The organism is Microbulbifer sp. VAAF005, assembly GCF_030012985.1.
Taxonomy (GTDB): Bacteria; Pseudomonadota; Gammaproteobacteria; order Pseudomonadales; family Cellvibrionaceae; genus Microbulbifer.
The window spans coordinates 3,989,776-4,010,916 of sequence record NZ_CP120233.1 but is presented as its reverse complement, the minus strand read 5'-3'; the positions used below and the strand labels follow the sequence as shown (position 1 = coordinate 4,010,916).

At 50.0% G+C, this 21,141-nt stretch carries 16 protein-coding genes; 11 read left to right on the top strand and 5 right to left on the bottom strand.

Annotated elements, in window-relative coordinates:
• Nucleotides 1–88: 88 nt before the first annotated feature.
• On the bottom strand, nucleotides 89–478 hold the full coding sequence (locus P0078_RS18015; RefSeq protein ID WP_282931293.1) for a hypothetical protein: 390 nt from the start codon (nucleotides 476–478) through the stop codon (nucleotides 89–91).
• 679 nt (nucleotides 479–1,157) lie between these two features.
• Here P0078_RS18015 and P0078_RS18010 point away from each other — a divergent pair.
• Complete coding sequence (locus P0078_RS18010; RefSeq protein ID WP_282931292.1) at nucleotides 1,158–1,517, top strand: hypothetical protein; 360 nt, start codon at nucleotides 1,158–1,160, stop codon at nucleotides 1,515–1,517.
• Between the two features lie 118 nt (nucleotides 1,518–1,635).
• Entirely contained in the window at nucleotides 1,636–2,016 is a 381-nt protein-coding gene (locus P0078_RS18005; protein WP_282931291.1) for a DUF5329 family protein, read from the top strand.
• A 455-nt stretch (nucleotides 2,017–2,471) separates the two neighbouring features.
• On the opposite strand, the gene P0078_RS18000 is transcribed toward P0078_RS18005, so the two are convergent.
• Nucleotides 2,472–2,786: an AzlD domain-containing protein gene (locus P0078_RS18000; RefSeq protein WP_282931290.1), complete on the bottom strand. Its 315-nt coding sequence runs from the start codon at nucleotides 2,784–2,786 to the stop codon at nucleotides 2,472–2,474.
• Nucleotides 2,783–3,457, bottom strand: a complete 675-nt coding sequence (locus tag P0078_RS17995; RefSeq protein WP_282931289.1) for an AzlC family ABC transporter permease — start codon at nucleotides 3,455–3,457, stop codon at nucleotides 2,783–2,785. The genes P0078_RS18000 and P0078_RS17995 overlap by 4 nt, the downstream gene beginning before the upstream one ends.
• Nucleotides 3,458–4,103: 646 nt before the next feature.
• Here P0078_RS17995 and P0078_RS17990 point away from each other — a divergent pair.
• From P0078_RS17990 to P0078_RS17950, 9 genes are all read left to right on the top strand, one after another.
• Nucleotides 4,104–7,121 carry a DUF2339 domain-containing protein gene (locus tag P0078_RS17990; protein ID WP_282931288.1) on the top strand — a complete coding sequence of 1,006 codons (3,018 nt, stop codon included), beginning with the start codon at nucleotides 4,104–4,106 and terminating at the stop codon, nucleotides 7,119–7,121.
• Nucleotides 7,122–7,272: 151 nt separating this feature from the next.
• Nucleotides 7,273–9,075 (top strand): SWIM zinc finger family protein, encoded by a 1,803-nt coding sequence (locus tag P0078_RS17985; protein WP_282931287.1) that lies wholly within the window; start codon nucleotides 7,273–7,275, stop codon nucleotides 9,073–9,075.
• Complete coding sequence (locus P0078_RS17980; protein ID WP_282934639.1) at nucleotides 9,072–9,824, top strand: SNF2-related protein; 753 nt, start codon at nucleotides 9,072–9,074, stop codon at nucleotides 9,822–9,824. Before P0078_RS17985 ends, P0078_RS17980 begins: the two co-directional genes overlap by 4 nt.
• A 23-nt stretch (nucleotides 9,825–9,847) precedes the next feature.
• On the top strand, nucleotides 9,848–10,471 hold the full coding sequence (locus tag P0078_RS17975; RefSeq protein ID WP_282931286.1) for a DEAD/DEAH box helicase: 624 nt from the start codon (nucleotides 9,848–9,850) through the stop codon (nucleotides 10,469–10,471).
• A 224-nt stretch (nucleotides 10,472–10,695) separates the two neighbouring features.
• Complete coding sequence (hsdR, locus tag P0078_RS17970) at nucleotides 10,696–14,220, top strand: type I restriction-modification system endonuclease (RefSeq protein WP_282931285.1); 3,525 nt, start codon at nucleotides 10,696–10,698, stop codon at nucleotides 14,218–14,220.
• A gap of 197 nt (nucleotides 14,221–14,417) precedes the next feature.
• Nucleotides 14,418–15,602, top strand: a complete 1,185-nt coding sequence (locus P0078_RS17965; RefSeq protein ID WP_282931284.1) for a Fic family protein — start codon at nucleotides 14,418–14,420, stop codon at nucleotides 15,600–15,602.
• A complete protein-coding gene (locus P0078_RS17960; protein WP_282931283.1) occupies nucleotides 15,547–17,151 on the top strand; it encodes a class I SAM-dependent DNA methyltransferase in 1,605 nt (534 codons plus the stop codon). The genes P0078_RS17965 and P0078_RS17960 overlap by 56 nt, the downstream gene beginning before the upstream one ends.
• Nucleotides 17,148–18,515, top strand: coding sequence for a restriction endonuclease subunit S (locus P0078_RS17955; protein ID WP_282931282.1), 1,368 nt, complete (start codon nucleotides 17,148–17,150; stop codon nucleotides 18,513–18,515). The genes P0078_RS17960 and P0078_RS17955 overlap by 4 nt, the downstream gene beginning before the upstream one ends.
• A 60-nt stretch (nucleotides 18,516–18,575) precedes the next feature.
• Nucleotides 18,576–19,517, top strand: coding sequence for a COG2958 family protein (locus P0078_RS17950; RefSeq protein WP_282931281.1), 942 nt, complete (start codon nucleotides 18,576–18,578; stop codon nucleotides 19,515–19,517).
• A gap of 799 nt (nucleotides 19,518–20,316) precedes the next feature.
• Here P0078_RS17950 and P0078_RS17945 read toward each other — a convergent pair.
• Nucleotides 20,317–20,811 (bottom strand): hypothetical protein, encoded by a 495-nt coding sequence (locus P0078_RS17945; RefSeq protein ID WP_282931280.1) that lies wholly within the window; start codon nucleotides 20,809–20,811, stop codon nucleotides 20,317–20,319.
• Nucleotides 20,808–21,140: a hypothetical protein gene (locus P0078_RS17940; protein WP_282931279.1), complete on the bottom strand. Its 333-nt coding sequence runs from the start codon at nucleotides 21,138–21,140 to the stop codon at nucleotides 20,808–20,810. The genes P0078_RS17945 and P0078_RS17940 overlap by 4 nt, the downstream gene beginning before the upstream one ends.
• Nucleotide 21,141 lies beyond the last annotated feature (1 nt).

Genomic DNA, 21,141 nt, shown 5'->3' with positions numbered 1-21,141 from the left:
TCTGTCGTCTCCCCGTTATCGACCGTTAGCTCCAGTGTAATAGGATGTGCCCCTGCTGTTGGGTCAAGATTATATGACGGATAAAAGGTTACCGTATCAGTATCATCTCCTTCGAGGCTTCCTCCCCCGATGTCAATCTACGCCACTGATAAGTTAAATTGGAATCATTATTTGACGTACTTTCTGCGGCACTTAGTGTAACCAGTTCGCCATCAACAACTCTTGCAGGTCCGGAAATAACAGCTGTCGGAGCCGTTGCGACTGGAGGTGATTGATTATTTGATTGAGATTGTGATTGTGATTGTGATCCAGATGAATCACCGCCTCCACCACCACCTCCGCAAGCGGAAAGCACAAAGATGGAACTAAGATATAGGGCTTTATTAAAGCTACCCACAGATAAATCTCCCCAAGAACTTTTAATAGAATATCTTTTGTAAGAACTTTGTTGCGCGGGGACTTTATCAAATAAAATCACCAAAAAATCCTTTTTTCTTCCTTATTTCAAACCGCAACGTACCAAATTGGTCACTGACTGAGCATTCGCGGTTAATTTTTCTACAGCAGGAGAGGTGGCATCAAATGCAAATTAACTGTGGGCACTTCTTAAATATGCCGCTGAGTCTTATCGCATGAATATATTTCCAGAATCACTGGGAAAAGAAATTGAATTTATAAATAAGTGATTCAAATCAATTGGTGATTACCTAATTAGATAATTAGAAATCTTTGCGATCCTCTATAAAAGTATTCCAATCTCTACTCTTATTTGGCGATGTAAAAAATACAAAGATTTCCACTCTATATAATATCTCCTGTATATAGATACACACATCCCACCCTGAGGCTGCAGGATGCTCCAGAAAACTACCAAGTCGCTACAACCATGCGCTACTTTAAATGGCTTGAACCAGACAACATCTAATGGGTACTTTCGTGCAAACACCGCAAGGCTTTTTGGCGACTTTTTGTTCATTGTGAACAAAAACAGACCAAGTTTTCAATGGCGGATGATTTAGATAATAATCATCTCAAAATTCTGTATAATTTAGCTTGGAATAAATCCAATTAATATATAGGCCACCATTAAGCCCCAGGCTTTTTGATTCATTTTGGCTTATTTAAAGTTGAGCTTTTATATTTTATAGAGCTAAAAAATGAAAAAATTCTTGAGCATTATTGCACTGGCCATTGCTACGACTTCCTGTATGAAACTCGAAGTACAGCCTGGCAATGTTATCGGGGACACAGTAGATGCGGGCAAAGATGCGTTCCAAAGTATCAAGAGAAGCCGCAATGGTGAAGAAGAGAGAGACTTTTCTCACAAAATTAGCTATGACCCAGCCATATCCAATGCTGTCAATATCACTAACTGCAAGAAGGAAATGATGGAGGTTATCTCTGCCTCTGAACTTTCAGTCTCTCAAATCTTGACCGAGTCCTCTGAAGTTATTGGAGAGGAAGGCAGTAAAAGTGTTCAGTGCACCGCGAAAGTAGTGGTTACCAAGAACATCTAAAGCTCCAAACTATAGGCCTTGATATATGTTTCTGGTAGAGCCCCTCCGGGGCTCTATTCCAACTCTTTCAAGTCCGCTTAGTGGACTATCCTGATTTCCATAGCCAAGGAATGGGAAAATGATTAAAAGCCTCTCAAATTCACTCACTATTCTCTCTCTGAGTATGCTCCCTGCCCTGGTTCAGGCTGACACAGCTACCAAGGAGATAAATCATCTGATGGAGTTTGTTTCGGCTTCAGAGTGCACATTTATCCGTAATGATAGCAAGCATACCAGCCAGGAAGCCGTGGAGCATATGGAGAAAAAATACAAATATTTCTCCAATAAAATTGTTAGCGCTGAGGATTTTATTAAACTAAGTGCCAGCGCAAGCACTTTTAGCGGCAAACCTTATCATATACAGTGTGCAGACCAACCCAAAGAAGAATCCCAGCAGTGGCTTTTAGATGAGCTTGCACGCTATCGTGAAACTATTCAGTTAACTCCTGATAATACTTAAGCCATTAGCAAGAGGCCAACTCAATTAAAGCTGATACCTAGGGAGCCCCTGAATAGCTCCGTGATACCTCTGGCATGCAGAGCGGTTCACAATCAAGGCGCGGCTTTGCAGGAATGTCTAGACCTTTCAAGAAGTCGCAACGCGGAGTGTGAATCGCTCTGCAAGCCCCGAAGGGCGGGCCTTGAAGGCCGCATCTGCTGCGTTGCAGCTCTTGCAAAGGGCTACGGCCATTCGCGGCGAGCTGCGCCTAACATCAGCACCCTTCAAGACCCGCAGAGGCATTACGGAGCTATTCAGGGGCCCCCTAGCTACCTTACCAATAGCAATTGAATTGGCCTGACTTCAGCATAGTTAAGGAGGCCCAGAATAACTTGCTTCTCATACCCTTTCATTCTAAACAGCTAAAACTATCCGAAACAAAAACTTCAATCCTACCTGAATAGAAATATACTTAATTAGCCAAAGAAGAACTTCATTGCTGAAAACGCAAATATACTAAGAAAGACAACGGCAAGAGTATTTCTAATCACGCAACTAACTAAAATAGTGAATAGACCTGCTACAAGGAAGGGGTTAGTTAGATCGGAATTGGAAAGTTCAACCTCTCCAAAAACAATTGGAGCCGCCATTGAGGCCAATATACAAGGTGCCGTAAACCTTAAAAAACGTTGAGTATTATTGTTTAACTTTATTGGAAGATTCTTTATAAAGAAAGCATAACGCATGTAAAAAGTAATAGCAGACATTGCTAGGATGGTATATATACTCATACCTCTTCCTCCTCAGCCTTGTTTTCCAGTAGATAGCCTATACACATACCCATCAATCCTGAAAATAGCAACCCATTGGATACTGCATAAATATGAAATATTACTGAACTCACTGCCGAAACCAAAACAGCTATGAGAGTAGCTCGAGATTTAATATTTGGAACGACCATAGCAATAAAAGTTGCAGCAATTGCAAATTCCAACCCAAGTGCCTCCAGGTTGGGGATGCTCTTTCCGGCTATAATTCCTGTAAAGGTGGATAGATTCCATATTAAGTAGAAGGTAAATCCGGATATTAGTGCATACTCAAATGAGAAATATCCAAGTGTTCTCTTTTTATTCTCGGCAACTGCAAACATTTCATCCGTAAGAAGAAATGCAAATGCTATTCGCTTGTATAGAGGAAGCTTTAAAGCTTCACCCCTAAAAGTCGCAGAGTAGAGAAGATGACGAGAACTTACAACTGCCGTACTACCTAGGATAGAAGAAAGACCACCGCCCACACCAATAATGGAAAGAGCCGATAACTGTGCTGCCCCGGCAAATACCAGCAAGGACATTAGCTGTGATTCTAGCAGACTCAAGCCCATTTTAATTCCTAAAGAACCACAAAGAATCCCCCATGGAATTACGGCTATTGCTAATGGCAAAGTATCAAGTACTGCTGCCATCCCAAGTGAATGCGATCTTTCTGCAGGAACGGCTCTTTGAAAACTCATGATAATAACTGACAATTTTTACAATTAGGGATTGTTTACTGTTTTATCTGATACAAACTTACAAAGTTGTACCAGAGGTTAGCAACTGACAATACGGGAATGATGATAAGCAATAATTATTAGCATCCGACCAGGGAAATACTGAAATCTTGCCTCCATTTTTCTTCGTGAAACCTTTAATCATTTAGTCTTTAATCCGACGGGACTTATATATTTTGAACTCCAGAGGGTCAACTGATTTTTTTACATTGAAATATCAAGTGCAAAAAAGCAAAAATATAGAAAAAGTAGTTTTGGTAAGCTCCATACGGTGAAAGAACTATCTTATCGAGATCAATCTGGCTACTTAAGCTTGATGACAACAAACGATCTCCCTTGACCCAATGGCGGAAAAAACGGACAGAACAAAAATAACAATCTTCACTGTACTGAATCTTCTTACTATTTTAATAGTTGTCAACGAACAGCTTGCGAATACTTACATAACAAATAGTGATACATTTATCAAAATTAATTGAATAAGTGAACACGGCGATATAACTACTTGTTCCGCTGCTCAGGTCAATGTAGCCTCGGAGAAAAGTACTTAGAGCAAGTTATGGAAAGTGAACTTCAATCACTTCGCGCAGAATTGGCCCTACTGGAGCGGGACAATCGCCGTCGTCTTGAGATATTCGAACAGCGGTTATCCGCTCTAGAAGCACAGCTTCAGCAAGATACAGCGGATCAGTTAGCAGCCAAGCTCCCGATAGAGGATAATCCAGAGGATGAACTGGCTCAGTTGATGGGGCCCGCCCACTCTAAGTCCCCAGAACCAGACCAAACAACTTCCCCTCCTACAGTTCCAGTCCATCCGAAGAATACTATCTCCACGCCACGCCCCCAAAGCGTGGGCAAACCAAGTAAATTGGCTAAATGGATATCTGAGGAACTACCGAGCCTATTAGAACCTACCCTGGAACCACTGAACCGGGTTTGGGGTTCCTTGATGAGCTTCTACCGGCACTATCAAAGCCAGGGGAAGGCTCCGGTCTTCTTTATGACGGCTGCCGGTATATTGGCATTGGTGTTTGGCTTTGCTTACCTATTGCAGTTTTCTTTCAATGCCTACCTGGGCCCCGCCGGTAAAGTGACTCTTGGCTTCCTAGTCGCGGCGGCAACCACTGTGGGCGGTGTAACGTTTAGACGGCGTATGCCCAATATGGCTGACTATGGTTCCGGGCTAATCGCACTCGGGGTCATACTCCTTTATTTGTGTGGTTATTTTGCCGGGCCATACTATCAGTTAGTCCCGATTCCAGTCGGGGTCGGACTATTAGTAGCAACGACATCGATCTCCTATTTACTTGCCCTGCTGTTTGAGACCCGGGTTGTCTCCATGGTGACCTTATTGGGCGGCGCCACCATGCCACTGGTGGCTAATCATGTTGATCCAACTGCTGTTGTATATCTAAGCTACTTGTTGGTTCTCGCTCTCGCCATGCTCCATTTATCCAAGCTGATTCACTGGCCTCAGCTCGCACTGGTCACTATGGCACTGAGTGCTGGCATGTTCGAGTTCTCGGTCGCGAATCTGGGGGAGTCTACCTCTACCTGGAGCCTATTGCTGATAGTTCATGGTTTCTTCTATGGTTTTGCTCACTACATTTTAAGTGGACTTAGTGGCAGGGAGTTGGATGGGAAACGCATCGGTATGCTGGTAGCCAACCTGGTGCTATTTATCCATATAAGCTGGTCTTTGGCCCCTTCTACCAACGCCCTGGGGGTAATTTGGTTGTTCAACCTTTTGCCCTGGGCGGCGCTCGCTATCTGCTCTCGACCGTTATTCGGCTACGGTACTGATAGTGACTCAGCCCGCAGTATCCTCGCAATGGCATTACTCCATGGGGGCTTGCTAGCAGGCTTGGCTATTTTGGCTCTTTGCAGCCCCGAATTGTTGGGTATCGTATGGTGTATTGAAGGACTCCTACTGATTTACCTCGGTCTACATTTCGGTTTTATCAGCGTGCGCTGTGAGGGCTATATCGCCCTTGCCTTAGCCGGTATATTTTTGTTTTTGCAAGCCCTGGTATGGGTAGCTGAAAGTCTGGTTCCCGCACCACTTCTGCTATCCCTTGAGGTCAGCGCAGGCTGGTCTAATTGGCTAACCCTAAGTGCCGCTGCCTTTGCCCTCACTCAGCTATTGCGCCATAGTGCAGAAAGAATCACTCCCGCAGAGCAAGGTTTTACCCTTGTTGCCGATAATGCTTTTGGGTTGCTGCTATCCGCGAGCTTCCTACTATCGGTAGGCATTATCTGGCCGCAAGGGATGTGGTTGCTGGCACCACTGCCAATGGCTTTCCTGATCTGGCGCAGCCAGCGTATGAATTCAGCATTTAGCGAGTGGCTCGGTCTCTGGCATTACCTTCTGTTGTTTATTCCACTACTCGCCAGTGCATCAGTTGTGGGCAACCTCCATTTCTATGATCAAATTCCCTACGGCAAAATCGCCAGTGTTGAAGCTTTCCTGGGGCTTTGGTTGATTGCCGAGCTCTATCACCAGCTGAATATACAATCACCAGGGCAGAAGCTGGCATTGGCACTGCGTAAACTCTTTTACGCTTTACTGCCCATTATTGCCTTACCTACCATACTGTATAAGGCCAGTGACTACTTCACTGTTGCGATGTGGTTCTCGTGTGGTATTGCCCTATTCCTCTGCACATGGCTGCGGATGGAACATCTAAAACAAGAAGTTCGCATTTTGATTCCTGCTGCAAGCCTTATCACTATCGGCGGTTGTCTCCTACAAGAGTTTGTCGGCTGGCAGGGCAAGGCGATGGAGGGGCTATTGCTGGGAGTCGCCAGCTTCATAGGACTCATATGGCTTGGCCAGGGCTTAAAGCGAACTCCCGCAGGTAGGGAGTGGCAGCAAGCTATCCACAGGGCACTGAAGCCTGTATTCCCGCTGGCCTTCTACTATTTTGCAGCAGTACTGATAGCTGTCAGTTACACTTTGACTCGTGACTATGTACTGTCATTACTACTCACCCAGCTCTATTTTGGGAGCCTCTTTTTCGGCCAACCCAAGCTGGCGCCATTACGCAACCAGCTTACGCCCTTCTACATGCTGACACTGGGCATTTTTGAATTAATCACACTGATTCAAGTCGGAGCTGTCATTGTGAAATCGCACAATGCAGAGTGGATTGGAGCCTATAACCTAGTCTCTCTTGGCATCGCTGTCCTGCTGGTTTACCACAAAACCCTGCCTACAAGAGCCGTTTGGTCTGGTCATCGAATGGCAAATATGTGGCTGGTGCATGTTACCGCGATTATTGTTTACGTAGCTCTATTAGCACAGCTATTTGATGCCATGTGGCTACCGGCAGTTTCCTTCGCTCTCGTTGTCCATGCAACCCTACTGCTGTTCCAGACATTAAAGCCTGAAACCCAGAAGTTACTCAAGTTATCACTAATTATCTATGGCATAGCTGCACTGAAGATTGTGCTCTGGGATATGCAGGACTTCTCACTAATACAAAAGATAGTCGTTTGTATGTTAGTGGGACTGTGTATGTTGGGCGCGGCGTTTCAGTATCAGAAGTTCTTACCCCGACACACGTTACCCGAATAGGCCGCCGGTTAATTAGACGCTATACCGGGAGTTTGGTACCGACAAGCTCCCGATTACTTACCCCTACGTTTAAAAGCAAGTACCATTAACACAAAAGACTCTCTTAGAACTGTAATCGCTAACCGGCTAGTATTAGGCAATTCCAAAATAAATGAACATCCCGATAGATTTTAGAAGCATTTCCCAGCAACTCCCTAGTAATAGCCTGGTTAGGGGAAAAGATTACTTTCGAAACGGCAAAGTTCAGGAATTTAATGTTTCCCACGATGGCAAAACCATCACCGGGAGGGTAAGGGGTTCCTATGCCAGCCACTACAAACAACTTATAGAAATAGTCGAAGACCCTATTTTGGGGGGATTCGAAATTGATGGCGAGTGCTCCTGTCCAGTGGGGTACAACTGCAAACATGTCGCCGCTGTACTGATGGCAGCGGTTAATGAAGTCCAGAAGACACCCAGACGGGTCTCAAATAGTACAACCTGGGAGCATTGGCAAAACAATGTTACAGGGAAACAGCGTGAACTCGTGCTTGATTCACCAGCACAACGAGACCTGCTATATACCTTGGATTGGGATGATCGGTATTCCCCTGCACATGCCAGGATTAATGTCTATTCTGCCCGTCCACTCAAAAAAGGCGGCTATGGTAAGCCCCAGCGAGAATACTTCCATATCAACAGCAGCCTTGCCATATCAAAAATCGACCAGAGAATTTTTGGCCTTCAACAACTGCTGTCACAGTCCTTTTTCAGGAAAACCATATCTGGAGAGGAAGGTGCGCTTCTGTTGAGAAACCTGCTAGACAGTGGACGTTTCTTCAGCGATATCGATTCTCTAACTCCGATTCATGGGGGGGACGCAGTCAAGCTGGAGCTCAACTGGGAAGAAAGTAATAACGGTGCACAGCTGCAATTAGATGTGCCTGACCTTCCCGATGACTGGAAACTAATCCCCACCGAGCCACCTTGCTATTTTTCACCACAAGAAGACATCATTGGTCCTATCATAAGCCCGGTGGGTGGTGGAGCTTTAAATGACTTTGCAACAATGCCAGCCATTTCCAAAAAAGAAATGGGCAGTGCTATTACCTTTCTTAATAGTCACTATGGCAGTGAACATTTACCCACACCAAAATCACTGCCTATTATACAGGTAGGCGATTCACTAAGGCCGGTCTTAACCCTTAAATCGATCCCCATTCCGGGAGAGATTGAAAGTATTCACACGGCCAATTTTCACATTAAGTACGGCCCGGTAGTAATCCGTGCAAAAGAAATACTTGCCGAAAATCGCCCAGAAACTAATATCTACTCTCAACAAGATAAGCTTTATAAAGTGGAGCGAAATTTTCATCACGAAATCGCTGTACTGAAGGATCTTATGCAATGGCAGTGGAGCTTGGGAGCTAATGAAGCCGGTGAGATCTCTCTGTTCTTCGATGATGGCGAAACCGGTCAAACGCCTATTGAGCGCTGGCACGATTTCCTCAACGAGGGTATCCCAAGACTTGAGGAAGCGGGCTGGATAATCGAGTTCGAGGATGATTTTTCATTAAAAGTACACGAGGTTGAAGATTGGGAATGGCAAACAGAAGAGTCTGACAATGACTGGTTTTCCCTGAGTGCTACCGTAGATATTGAAGGTCAACCCATTCACCTGGCGCCGCTAATATTACAGTATTTGGAATCAGGATATGCGGCTGCTGAAGAAGAAGACATATTAGTTCCCCTCGGCTCAGACCAGTATATTCGTCTACCCAGTGCACTATTTCGCAACCTGTTTGCAGTTTTAGAGGAGTGGTATGACAGTGAGTCCCAAAGCCTCAAGGTACCCAGGTTTGCTATGCCGGAGCTGCCCAATGCCGATTCAGCCTGGCAGGGCAATAAAGATCTAAAAGCCCTGGCCAAGAATCTACAAAAGGGCCCGCAAAGTGTAAAACCCCCAGGGCACTGAAAGCACAATTACGCCCCTACCAGCAAGCGGGTTTTGAATGGCTGCAACACCTGCGCAAGCTCGATATGAATGGTATTTTGGCCGACGACATGGGCCTGGGTAAAACCTTGCAGGGATTGGCTCATATTCTCAAAGAAAAAGAGAGCCGCCGCTTAACCGCCCCCGCCCTGGTGGTTGTACCCACCAGCTTGGTGGGTAACTGGCTCAACGAAGCCCTGCGCTTTACTCCAACATTAAAAGCGCTACTACTTCACGGCAGTGAGCGGCATGAGAATTTCTCACTCATTCCCGAGTCTGATCTGGTGATAACCACCTACCCGTTGATTGTTCGAGATAGTGAAATATTAAAAGAGTATGATTTTCATCTATTGATTCTCGATGAAGCCCAGGTGATTAAAAATCCCAAATCAAAAGCGGCACAATTACTCCGTACCCTAAGTGCAAAGCACAAAATGTGCATGACAGGAACGCCACTGGAAAACCACTTGGGCGAGCTGTGGGCACTGTTTGACTACCTGATGCCCGGTTTCCTGCACAGCCAGAAAAGGTTTAATGGGCTTTATCGAACCCCCATTGAGAAGCAGGCTAATGAGCACAAACAAGTGACTCTGAACCAGAGAATCTCCCCATTTATTTTACGCCGCACCAAGCAGGAAGTTGCCACTGAACTCCCCCAAAAACAGAAATTATCCAGCGAGTTACTTTCGATACCGCCCAAGCCGCGCTTTACGAAACCGTACGCTCGGTAATGGAAAAGCGGGTTAGGGACCTGATGAAAAAGAAAGGGCTCAACCGATCTCATATCGAAATATTGGATGCCCTATTAAAGCTGCGACAAATTTGCTGCGACCCCGCACTGGTCAAACTGGACAAGGCAAAAAAGGTTAAACAATCGGCCAAGCTGGAAGCACTGATGGACATCCTCCCGGAAATGGTGGAGGAAGGCCGCAAGATACTTGTATTCTCCCAATTTACCGAAATGCTCGGCAAGATTGAAACCGCCCTTGAAGAACAGGCAATACCCTATGTAAAACTCACCGGGCGCACGCGCAAACGCCAGGAAGCGATTGACGCTTTCCAGAAGGGTGATATTCCCGTATTCCTGATCAGCCTGAAAGCCGGAGGCGTCGGCCTAAACCTTACCGCTGCCGATACGGTCATTCACTACGATCCCTGGTGGAATCCGGCAGTAGAAAACCAGGCAACCGACCGCGCATATCGTATCGGCCAGGACAAACCGGTCTTTGTGTATAAATTTATCTGTGAGAATACCGTCGAAGAAAAAATCATCGATATGCAAGCGCACAAGCAGGCGCTGGCAGATGCGATTTACAGTAAAGATGGGAAAAGTGCTGCCTTGGATTCGGAGCAGTGGTTGTCACTGTTCCAGGATTAAATCATTTAATAGGGGCTCCGATGGAGCCCCTATTTTTCCCGCCAGATTGATCCCATCGATACCCCCCAACAGCGCCCCTTAACCCCCTTTCCCGCCTAATAGTTAAACAATCCGCCAATTTCAGGTAGCATCACCGTCGTATAAAGGTAAAAAAATAAGCGCTAAGCCAAGTGGTAGCGAGCCTTAGCCTTCCTTACACCAGCTGAACAGCCATTGGAGGGAATGTGTCAGCGATAGACCTCACTCAGAGCAAAAACTTTGCCTTCCTCGCCGAACACGACCCCCTTTTTGTTCAATTAGCCTGCGCCGCCGAGCGCGCCTTCAGCAGCGATCCCAATACCACCCTGATCAAGCTGCGCCAGCTGGGGGAAGCGCTCGCCCAGCATATCGCCAGCATCAGTGGAGTGGCATTTACTGAGCAAACCACACAGCTGGAACTGGTGGAACGGCTGGGGCGCGAGCTCAACTTTGAGCCGGCGGTGCGGCAGCTGTTTCGCACCCTGCGCGTCGAGGGCAACCGCGCCACGCACCAGTTCAAAACCCGGCACAAAGAGGCCATGGATGGCCTGCGTGTAGCCCGCTGTCTGGCCGTTTGGTTTCACCGCGCCTTTGGCCGCAACGGTGCTCAATTTAAAGCGGGCCGTTTCCAGGCCCCCGAGGACCCCAGTAAAGATCTCCACCAACTGCACGAAAAAATCGCACAGCTGCGCAGCGAGCTGACAGAGGCCAACGTACAGCTCGACTCCAGCCAAAAGCTCAACGACTTGATCGCCCAGGAGAAGTCCGACTACGAGTCCCTGGCCCTGGCCATGGATGAAGAGGCGCGCGCCAATGCCGCTCAGGTCGCCGCTCACGAACAGGCCCTGCAAGAGACCAAGCGCGGCTACGAAGACAAAATCCAGGCGTTGCAAAAACAGCTGACTGCAAGCGAGGCCAAAGAGAGGGTCGGCCAGCGCAAAGAAGCCGTGCGCAAAACCAGGGCGGTAAAGCTCGACCTCGATCTCGACGAAGATCTCACCCGCATCCTGATCGACCGACAACTCACCGATGCCGGCTGGGAGGTAGATACAGAGGAACTCAGATACGCCAAAGGCGCACGCCCAGAGAAAGGTATCAATAGGGCCATCGCCGAATGGCCGACTAACAAAGGGCGTGCAGACTATGTGCTGTTTGTCGGCCTGATGCCCATCGCGGTAGTGGAAGCAAAGCGGAAAAATAAAAATGTTGCCGGCAAGATTCCCCAGGCCGAAGGTTACAGCCGCAATATCGTTATACAAGCGCCGCTCACCAGTGCCTGGGAGTTTGCCGGGCGCACCATTGCTTGGCCAGACAACCACAGCGGCCACTATTTAGTACCGTTTGTCTACTCCGGCAATGGGCGCCCCTACCTGCCACAGATACAGGAATTGTCCGGTATCTGGTTTCGGGATGTACGCAGCCCCAGAAATCGCGCCCACGCCCTGCCCAATTTCCACAGCCCCCAGGGCCTGCTCGATCGACTCCAGCGCAGCAAACAGGACGCCGAAGATCAACTCAAGCGGGAACCTTTTGGCTACCTCAAACTGCGCGATTACCAGGAAAAAGCCATTCTCGCCGCAGAAGCTGCGATAACTTCCGGCCAACGCCGCGCCCTGTTGGCCATGGCCACCGGCACCGGCAAAACCCGCACCGTGATCGGCCTGATGTACCGCCTGCTCAAAGCCGAACGCTTTAACCGCATCCTGTTTTTAGTGGACCGCACCGCTCTGGGCGAGCAGGCCCAGGATGCCTTTAAGGAAGCGCCGCTGGAGCAGAACCACCCCATCTCCAAAATTTATAACCTGGCCGAGCTGGGTGATATGGCCGTCGAGGCGGAAACCCGCATCCAGGTCGCCACCGTGCAGGCCATGGTGAGCCGCCTGTTCGCCAGTGAAACGCCCCCCACCGTAGATCACTACGACTGCCTGATCGTGGACGAAGCCCACCGAGGCTACACCCTCGACCAGGAGATGACTGAAGGCGAACTGGCCACCCGCGATGCCAGCCAATATCTATCCAGCTACCGCCGCGTGCTGGACTATTTTGACGCGGTGAAAGTAGGCCTCACCGCCACTCCCGCCAAACACACCAGCGAAATTTTCGGCAAGCCGGTATACACCTACTCCTACCGCGAGGCTGTTGCCGATGACTGGCTGATCGACCACGAGCCCCCCATTCGCTACCAAACCCTGCTCAGTAAAAACGGCATCACCTTTGCGCCCGGCAGCACCGTGGAAACGGTGGACACCCAAACCGGTGAAATAGACAGCGCCGAACTGGAAGACGAACTGCACTTCGACGTGGACGCCTTTAACCGCCGCGTGATTAACGAAAACTTTGACCGGGTGATCTGCGAGCAACTGGCGCAGGAGCTGGACCCGCTCGGCGGGGAGAAAACCCTGATTTTCTGTACCACTGACAGCCACGCCGACAGAGTCAAAAGCTTGCTGGACCAAGCTTTTGGCGACTATTGCGGCGACGACTACAACCAGGCCGCCGTGGCCAAAATTACCGGGCAAAGTCCCAGCGTCAAACAGTTAATTCGCCAGTATAAAAACGAGCGCTACCCCAATATCGCCATCACCGTCGACCTGCTCAGCACCGGCATCGACGTACCCAAAATCTGCAACCTGGTCTTTATGCGCCGGGTGCGCTCGCGCATTCTCTACGAACAGATGATCGGCCGCGCCACCCGCCGCTGCGATGAAATCGGCAAAACCGTCTTTCGCATCTACGACCCCGTAGATATTTACGCAGCGCTGCAAAACGTCAACACCATGAAACCCCTGGTCAAAGACCCCAATATCACCCTGGAGCAGTTGGCCGGCGAACTCACCGACCCAGAGCAACTGCAGCGCGCCCTACAGAGCCCCGGCGAACCGGGCATGGACAGCCAGGCCGATGTGGTCCTGAGCCAGCTCAGCCAAAAACTCATGCGGGTATTGCGCAAAGCGGAGAACAGCGCAGAGAAGCGCCCGGCCCTGCGGGAAAAGCTCAATGAATTGGAACAGAGCTGGGGTGTCCCCGCCAAATCCCTGCACAGCCACCTGCACGGCCTCGGCCCACACAAAGCCGCCGAATTTCTCAACCAGCACGGCGGCCTGCTGCATCAGCTGGCCGAAGTGAAAGCCCTGCTCGGCAGCGAGCGCCATCCGGTGATCTCCACACACGCAGATGAAGTCCTCGAACGCAGCCAGGGCTACGGCGAGCACAGCAAGCCCGAAGTCTACCTCGACAGCTTCACCCGTTTTATTGGCGAGCAGATTAACGAGTCCGCCGCCATCACCGTGGTCGCCAAGCGCCCCCGCGACCTCACCCGTGCCCAACTCAAGGAGATCAAGCTGCTGCTGGATAGCCACGGCTACACCGAGGCCAAATTACAGGCCGCCGTGCGCAGCCAGACCAACCGGGATATCGCCGCCAGTATTATCGGCCATATCCGCCGCGCCGCCCTGGGGGAAGCCCTGGTGCCCTTTGCCCAGCGCGTGGCGGCGGCCATGGAGAAAATCTACGCCCGCCACCCCTGGAAAACCGCCCAGCGCCGCTGGCTGGAGCGCCTGGCCAAACAGCTGACCCACGAGGTGATTATCGACCGCGACACCATTGACAAACTGCCCGCCTTCCAGGGCGGCGCCCGCCAGCTGGACAAGGTGCTGGACGACCAGCTCGACACGGTATTAGAGGAGCTGAATATGGCCGTCTGGGCAACCCCCAAGCCGGTGCCAGCATAAGCCACCCCAATTATGTATTAAATTTCCAGATTTTTGATACGCAAGAGGGTTTGTGTATGAGACACCCCACACAAGCCCCCTCTCATATCAAATTTGCCAGCATTTGATACACAACGAATAGGGCCATTGGTATAGTGCCACGGGGCCTGTAGTGCCTGAACACAGTGGAAAAATACACGTCAAGTAGCCATACACCCATGAATCCCTACACGCCCGACGCCCTGCCCCTGAAGCAACTGGATTACGCACGCCTGATTACCCCGGTAGGTGAGGCAAACGCCAAGCTCGCCGAATACAGCGGCCTGCTTCAGGGCATTATCAATCCCGCCGTGATGCTATCGCCCCTGACCCAGCAGGAGGCCGTATTGTCCTCAAAGATTGAGGGCACCCAGGCGACGGTGGAAGAAGTATTGGAGCAAGAGGCCGGGCAGCACTTTGAAGGGCGTAAAAGTGCCGATATTCATGAAGTCCGCAACTACCGCAAAGCCCTGCTGTTATCCCAGCAACACCTACAGGCTGGGCGCCCGATCAGCTTGAGTCTGCTGCGCCAGTTGCACGAAATCCTGCTCGACAATGTGCGCGGGCAGGACAAATCCCCCGGGCACTTCCGCAGGGATCAAAACTGGATTGGCCATGCCGGCTGTACCCTGGAGCAGGCCACCTTTGTGCCCCCCAACCCGTTACAGTTAGCGGACCACCTGCAACACTGGCAGGAATACCTGCAACAACAAGACTTCGATGTACTGGCGCAAACCGCCATAGTGCACGCCCAATTTGAACTGCTGCATCCGTTTAAAGATGGCAATGGACGGATTGGCCGCCTGCTGATTCCCCTATTTCTCTACGCCCGCCAGCGGCTATCGAGCCCCATGTTTTACCTCTCCGCCTACCTGGAATCCCACCGCGAAGAGTATTACCAGCGGCTCGCCAATATCTCCCGCCACAACGACTGGAGCGGCTGGATTCAGTTTTTCCTGGAGGCCATTACCCAACAGGCCCATACCAACCTATTGCAGGTACGGCGCATTATGGCCCTGTACGAGACCACCAAAAACCAGATTCGCGAGATTACCCACACCCAGCACAGCCCGCAGTTATTAGACGGCATCTTCGACCAGCCCATTTTTAATGCCGCCGATTTTGCCCGGCGCAACCAAATCAACAAACAGACCCTGCAGGGGTTGCTGCGCCAACTCAGCCAAACACAGGGGCCCCTGACCATATTGCGTCAGGGCCAGGGCCGCACGCCCACCATTTACGCCTTTCCCCAACTACTCGATATTTGCCAGGGAGCCCCGCTCCCCGCCAACAGGAAGTTTAAAAGCCATGACCAACAACCATATCGTGCAGAAACTCTGGAACCTCTGCGACGTACTGCGTGACGACGGTATCAACTACTCCGACTATGTCACCGAACTGGTGCTGCTGCTGTTTATCAAGATGGTGCACGAGAACACCGAGAGCGGCGCCCTCAAGGAGCACCCGCTGCCGGAAGGCTGCCGCTGGACCGATCTCAACCGCCAGTCCGGTATCAACCTGTTGAACGACTACAAGCGCATACTGCTCGCCCTGTCCACCGGACGCCACGCCAGCGGCGATATCGCCCACGAGGACCCGCTGATCAGCGCCATTTACGCCGATGCCCAGACCCGTCTGCGCGAGCCCCGCCACCTGGAGCAGATGATCAAATCCCTCGACCAGATCGACTGGTTCAGCGCGCAGAAAGACGGCCTCGGCGACCTCTACGAGGGCCTGTTGCAGAAGAACGCCACCGAGACCAAATCCGGCGCCGGCCAGTACTTCACCCCCCGCGTCCTAATCGACGCCATGGTGCGCTGTGTCAAACCCGAGGCCGGCGAAGTGATCCAGGACCCCGCCGCCGGCACCGGCGGCTTTTTGATTGCCGCCGACCGCTATATCAAAGACCACACCGACGACCTCTTCGACCTGGATGCCAAGGCCCAGCACTTCCAGAAAAACAAGGCGTTTATTGGCATCGAGCTGGTCCCCAGTACCCGCCGCCTGGCCCTGATGAACTGCCTGCTGCACGGCATGGAGGGCGATGCCGAAGGCGTGGTGCACCTGGGCAATGCCCTCGGCCAGGCCGGCGCCAGCCTGGAGCCGGTGGATATCGTGCTGGCCAACCCGCCGTTTGGCACCGCCAAGGGCGGCGAAGCCAGTATCAGCCGCGACGACCTCACCTATAAAACCAGCAACAAGCAGCTGGCCTTTGTGCAGCATATTTACCGCACCCTCAAGCCCGGCGGCTGCGCCGCCGTGGTACTGCCGGATAACGTCCTGTTTGAAGCGGGCGTGGGCACCGAAATCCGCCGCGACCTGATGCACAAGTGCAACCTGCACACCATTTTGCGCCTGCCCACCGGCATCTTTTATGCCGCCGGGGTGAAAACCAATGTGCTGTTTTTTAACAAGGGTTCCGCCAAAGACCCCTACCAGGAGGAAAACTGCACCCAACATACCTGGGTCTACGACCTCCGCACCAATATGCCCAGCTTCGGCAAGCGCAATCCGTTTAAAGAGGAACACTTAAAACCGTTTGAAAAGTGCTACGGCAAAAAGCCCGATGGCACCAGCAAACGCAGCGAGGGCGACTGGTCTTTCTGTGCTGAAAGTAATGGGAGTGATAAGGGTGCCGAACAGACCATAGAAAACAGCCGCTGGCGCCGCTTCTCCCGCGACTGGATCGCCGAGCAAAAAGGCGATTCCCTGGATATTAGCTGGCTAAAAGATGCCGACAGTGTCGATGCCAGTGCGCTGCCGGAGCCGGCGGAGTTGGCTGGTGAGGCTATGGGGGAGCTGGTGCAGGCCTTGGGGGAATTGGACGGGTTAATGCGGGAGTTGGGGGCAGGGGAAGAAGCAAATAATCAACACTCACTATTGTCTCAAATAACCAACGAGGCAAAACAATGAGTCAAGCTCCTATCAGCTGGATCAGTTTCACTTTAAAAGAAGTCACCCAGCTCCAAGGTGGAAAGACTCCTGCAAAATCAAACCCATTATATTGGAATGATGGAGATATTTTTTGGGCATCCCCAAAAGATATGAAGGTAGCTATTCTAAACGATACTTTTGATAAAATTAGCAGTCTTGCTCTAAGTGAAGGGGGGAAATTATACCCCAAAAACAGTATTTTATTCGTAGTTCGAAGTGGAATACTTAAACATTCTTTTCCTATTGCGGTGAGTAACATCGAGCTTACAGTCAATCAGGACCTAAAAGTTATAGAGCCTCACGAACATATACATGGAAGTTACTTAGCGTATACACTTCGTGCATTTTCCCAAGTCATACTTTCAAATTGTTCTAAATCTGGAACAACAGTTAATAGTATTGAAATTCCAAAATTAGAAAATTTACAACTTCCACTTGCCCCATTAGCCGAACAAAAAGTAATCACCGGAAAACTCGATCGCTTACTGGTGCAGGTGGAGAGCAGCAAAGCCCGCCTGCAACGCATCCCGCAGATCCTAAAACGCTTTCGCCAAGCGGTATTGGCAGCGGCGGTTAGTGGGAGCCTGACAAAAAACTGGGCTGCTGAAGTTAAAACGATTGGTGAAGTATGCCTTTCAGCATTCGATGGTCCATTTGGCTCAAAGCTCAAAACTGCCGATTACACTGATGACGGGGTGAGAGTTGCTAGGCTAGAAAATATAGGTAATCTCAGCTTTGACGATTCAAAAAAGACATTTATCAGTGAAGAAAAGTTCAAAACTCTCACTAAAAATAAGCTAAATGTTGGAGATGTCTTATTTTCTTCTTTCGTTGATGAGGAAGTAAGAGTTTGTGTTTTCAATATTGAGAACGACCTGTATATAAATAAAGCAGACTGTTTTTGTCTGCGGCCAAATAGTGAAAAGGTAAACTCCTCTTACTTGGCTTATATTCTAGCTAGCTCTAGCTCATATACACAGATAAAGCAGCAGGTTCAGGGAGTAACACGTCCTCGCATTAACCTGAAGATACTAAAATCGCTAAGCTTTAACTTTCCGCCTTATCAACAGCAGTTAGAAGTAGTACATCAAGTAGAACACCTCTTCGCCTACGCCGATAAAATCGAACAGCAGGTGAATAGCGCCCTGGCCAAGGTGGAGCAGCTTAGCCAATCGATTCTGGCCAAGGCGTTTAGGGGCGAGCTGACCGAGCAGTGGCGCCGCGACAATCCTGACCTGATTAGTGGCGACAACAGCGCCGCCGCCCTGCTGGAACGAATCCAAGCCGAGCGCGCCGCCACCAAAGCGGCTCCGCGCAAGCGCCGCAAAACCACAGCCGCCTAATCGGCAAGAAATAAAAATATCCCCGGCAGCCCCCTGCCGGGCACGCCACAAGGAAGAATTATGGCCTTAAAACTGCGCGAAAGCGTGTTTGAGATACTGCGCGAACACCGCGAGCAACCACTGAGCGCCCGCCAGATCGCGGAAAAAATCCTGCAATTCCACCCCGAAGCCTGCGCGGACAAACTGGCCCGCAGCAGTTTCCTCAATAATCAAAGCGAGCTGCTCCAGCAGATCGTCGCCGAGATTGCAGCCTCGCGCCCGCGCCTGCAAAAAATCCACCCACAGATAAAAACCCTGGAAACCCGGCCGCGCAAATTCTATTACAGCGAGGCCAGCGCCACCGAGGAAATCGCCCGCGCGGAATCCGCACCGGCAAGCGCCACTAAAAGTCCTCCCCCGAGTAAAAAGCCCAGCGAGGCCCAGCTCTATCCACTGCTCGGTGAATACCTCTATGCGGAGTTAAGCTTGCTCAGCAAGCGTATCGACGAAAAGCGCAGCTCCAATAACAAAGGCCCCAACGGCAACCGCTGGCTCTACCCGGATATTGTCGCCCTGGAGAATCTCACCGACGGCTGGAACACAGAAATCCTCGCCTGTGCCAGCCAATACGCCGACCAGCGCACCCGCCTCTGGTCCTTCGAAGTCAAATGCCGGCTGAACCGTTCCAATAGCCGCGAGTGCTTCTTCCAGGCCCTGTCCAACTCCTCCTGGGCCAACCTGGGCTACCTGGTCGCCGCCGAAATTGAGGGCAGCGACACCCTAAAGGAACTGCGCCTGCTCTGCGCCGCCCACGGTATCGGCTTAATGTTGCTGGATGCCGAAAACCCGACGGAAAGCCAAATCCTGATCCCCTCCCGCGAACGCGCCGCCATCGACTGGGATATCGCCAACCGCCTCGCGGCAGAGAATAAAGACTTCCTCGCCTATATCAAAAGTATCCGCCACTTCTACCAAACCGGCGACCTGCGCCTTTCCGATTGGCAAGCCACCAGCGAAGAATAAGCAACGATTAAGGCCATTGTTATTATGGCATTTAGGGAAAACAATTATTTCAACTAATAATTCAGCGCAGTAGAAATTTGTAAAACAATGAGAAATTTATCCATTTCAAAGCCAGCGAGAGAACATCTTGAAAAGATTTTCTTGAATATCGGCTATCTATATTTAACTTTATTTATCTATCAAGTGTACACCGAAGGCGACATTCTTGACCTCCAGTACCTATCCAACTTGGATATGAAGAACACCAACACTCTCTTTGCGATAAGTTTTCTTGCGTTTCTATTCACCTCTTGCTCAGCCTGCATTATTTATCGCATACGACACCTACAAACCGGCAAACCTTTCATATCTGAACTACAAAAAAAACATTTTAGAAAAATAAATTCAAATATTTGGTATAGCTGTTTTTTCTTATTTATTTTTCAACTATCTAATGAGGGCGATATTTTTGAGTACCAGTATTTCTCTAGCTTGATCATACAAAGCGACGCCTTTATCCCAGCAGGTATTCTTGTTGCACTCGGCATAATGATGTACTTCTTGGGGAGTATTTACCATGCCTGGATTCTGCTAAAGCTATCCCTGAAACAGCACCGATCAAATTCGGTTAGTGAGCAGGGGTAAAGCTGCCTATTTTAGTGGCGAATAAAAATAGATTGGTGTTTGATTTTATAAACCAATTGATATATTGGTCAGCTTACCGGCCTGCCATGCGGCCGGCAGGCGCTTGTAAATGGGCGGCCACAATAATAGTTTCTTCATCATCACACCGCCTCTCCACACAAACTTCGGGCCAAATCTAGGCCCGCTGCTGTGCCAATTTCGAGGCTTCAGTTAAAGCCGCCTGCCGCTGCCTTTCAGCATCTGGCGTCAGGGTAATATAGAGATTCTCAGCAAAGTCACGCGCCGTTCTTTCTGCCGCTTCAGCAAAGTTATTGTCATCCGCCAAGTGGTTGACAGCATTGGCGCTGGGTCTGTAGGCAAATTTAAGGATATGCTCATCAGTAATCGCGGTAGCCCATGTGTGTCTTTTCATCTCGAACGGCTGCCATATAGGAAATGAGTAGCAGGCCAGTCCCCGATGCTCCGATGGATTCAGTGCTTCAACACTTTTAGGGTATAACCAAACATCAACTTCCGGATTGTAGGGCTCCAAATAATCGCCTTCGCGCAGCTCTCTATTCCGCTCTCCATAATCTTTCGCCAAATCATCCAGCAAAATCACTGCAAACTGCTCAGGAATAAACAGGCTCTGCAAACCGTATTTTTTTAAATCCCGCCGCTGAATAATCATCTGTAGGGTACCGCCCCCCACAACCCCATCGCCGAACAGGCCATCGGTATAGACCCAGCCGCTCTTATATAGCGTTTTAGTCCTGCCACCATCCCAAGGGGGCTAAAAGATTGATCATCGTAGATATTCATCCGCTCCACCCAGATATCATTGGGGAACATCTCAGTTTGAGGGGGATTTTTAAATTTGAGTTTGATCCCGGAAAGGTCGATTTCTTTCCAGGGAGCTTGCTCGAAGTCCGGGCCGTAAAGATTCAGCTTACTGGCCTGCCATGCGGCCGGTAAGCGCTTATAAATGGGCGGCCACAATAGTAATTTTTTTAGTATCATA

Coding starts and splice junctions, on each gene's coding strand:
- P0078_RS18010 (WP_282931292.1), top strand. CDS start 1,158: ATGAAAAAATTCTTGAGCATTATTGCACTGGCCATTGCTACGACTTCC.
- P0078_RS18005 (WP_282931291.1), top strand. CDS start 1,636: ATGATTAAAAGCCTCTCAAATTCACTCACTATTCTCTCTCTGAGTATG.
- P0078_RS18000 (WP_282931290.1), bottom strand. CDS start 2,786: ATGAGTATATATACCATCCTAGCAATGTCTGCTATTACTTTTTACATG.
- P0078_RS17995 (WP_282931289.1), bottom strand. CDS start 3,457: ATGGCAGCAGTACTTGATACTTTGCCATTAGCAATAGCCGTAATTCCA.
- P0078_RS17990 (WP_282931288.1), top strand. CDS start 4,104: ATGGAAAGTGAACTTCAATCACTTCGCGCAGAATTGGCCCTACTGGAG.
- P0078_RS17985 (WP_282931287.1), top strand. CDS start 7,273: ATGAACATCCCGATAGATTTTAGAAGCATTTCCCAGCAACTCCCTAGT.
- P0078_RS17975 (WP_282931286.1), top strand. CDS start 9,848: ATGAAAAAGAAAGGGCTCAACCGATCTCATATCGAAATATTGGATGCC.
- P0078_RS17965 (WP_282931284.1), top strand. CDS start 14,418: ATGAATCCCTACACGCCCGACGCCCTGCCCCTGAAGCAACTGGATTAC.
- P0078_RS17960 (WP_282931283.1), top strand. CDS start 15,547: ATGACCAACAACCATATCGTGCAGAAACTCTGGAACCTCTGCGACGTA.
- P0078_RS17955 (WP_282931282.1), top strand. CDS start 17,148: ATGAGTCAAGCTCCTATCAGCTGGATCAGTTTCACTTTAAAAGAAGTC.
- P0078_RS17950 (WP_282931281.1), top strand. CDS start 18,576: ATGGCCTTAAAACTGCGCGAAAGCGTGTTTGAGATACTGCGCGAACAC.
- P0078_RS17945 (WP_282931280.1), bottom strand. CDS start 20,811: ATGATTATTCAGCGGCGGGATTTAAAAAAATACGGTTTGCAGAGCCTG.
- P0078_RS17940 (WP_282931279.1), bottom strand. CDS start 21,140: ATGATACTAAAAAAATTACTATTGTGGCCGCCCATTTATAAGCGCTTA.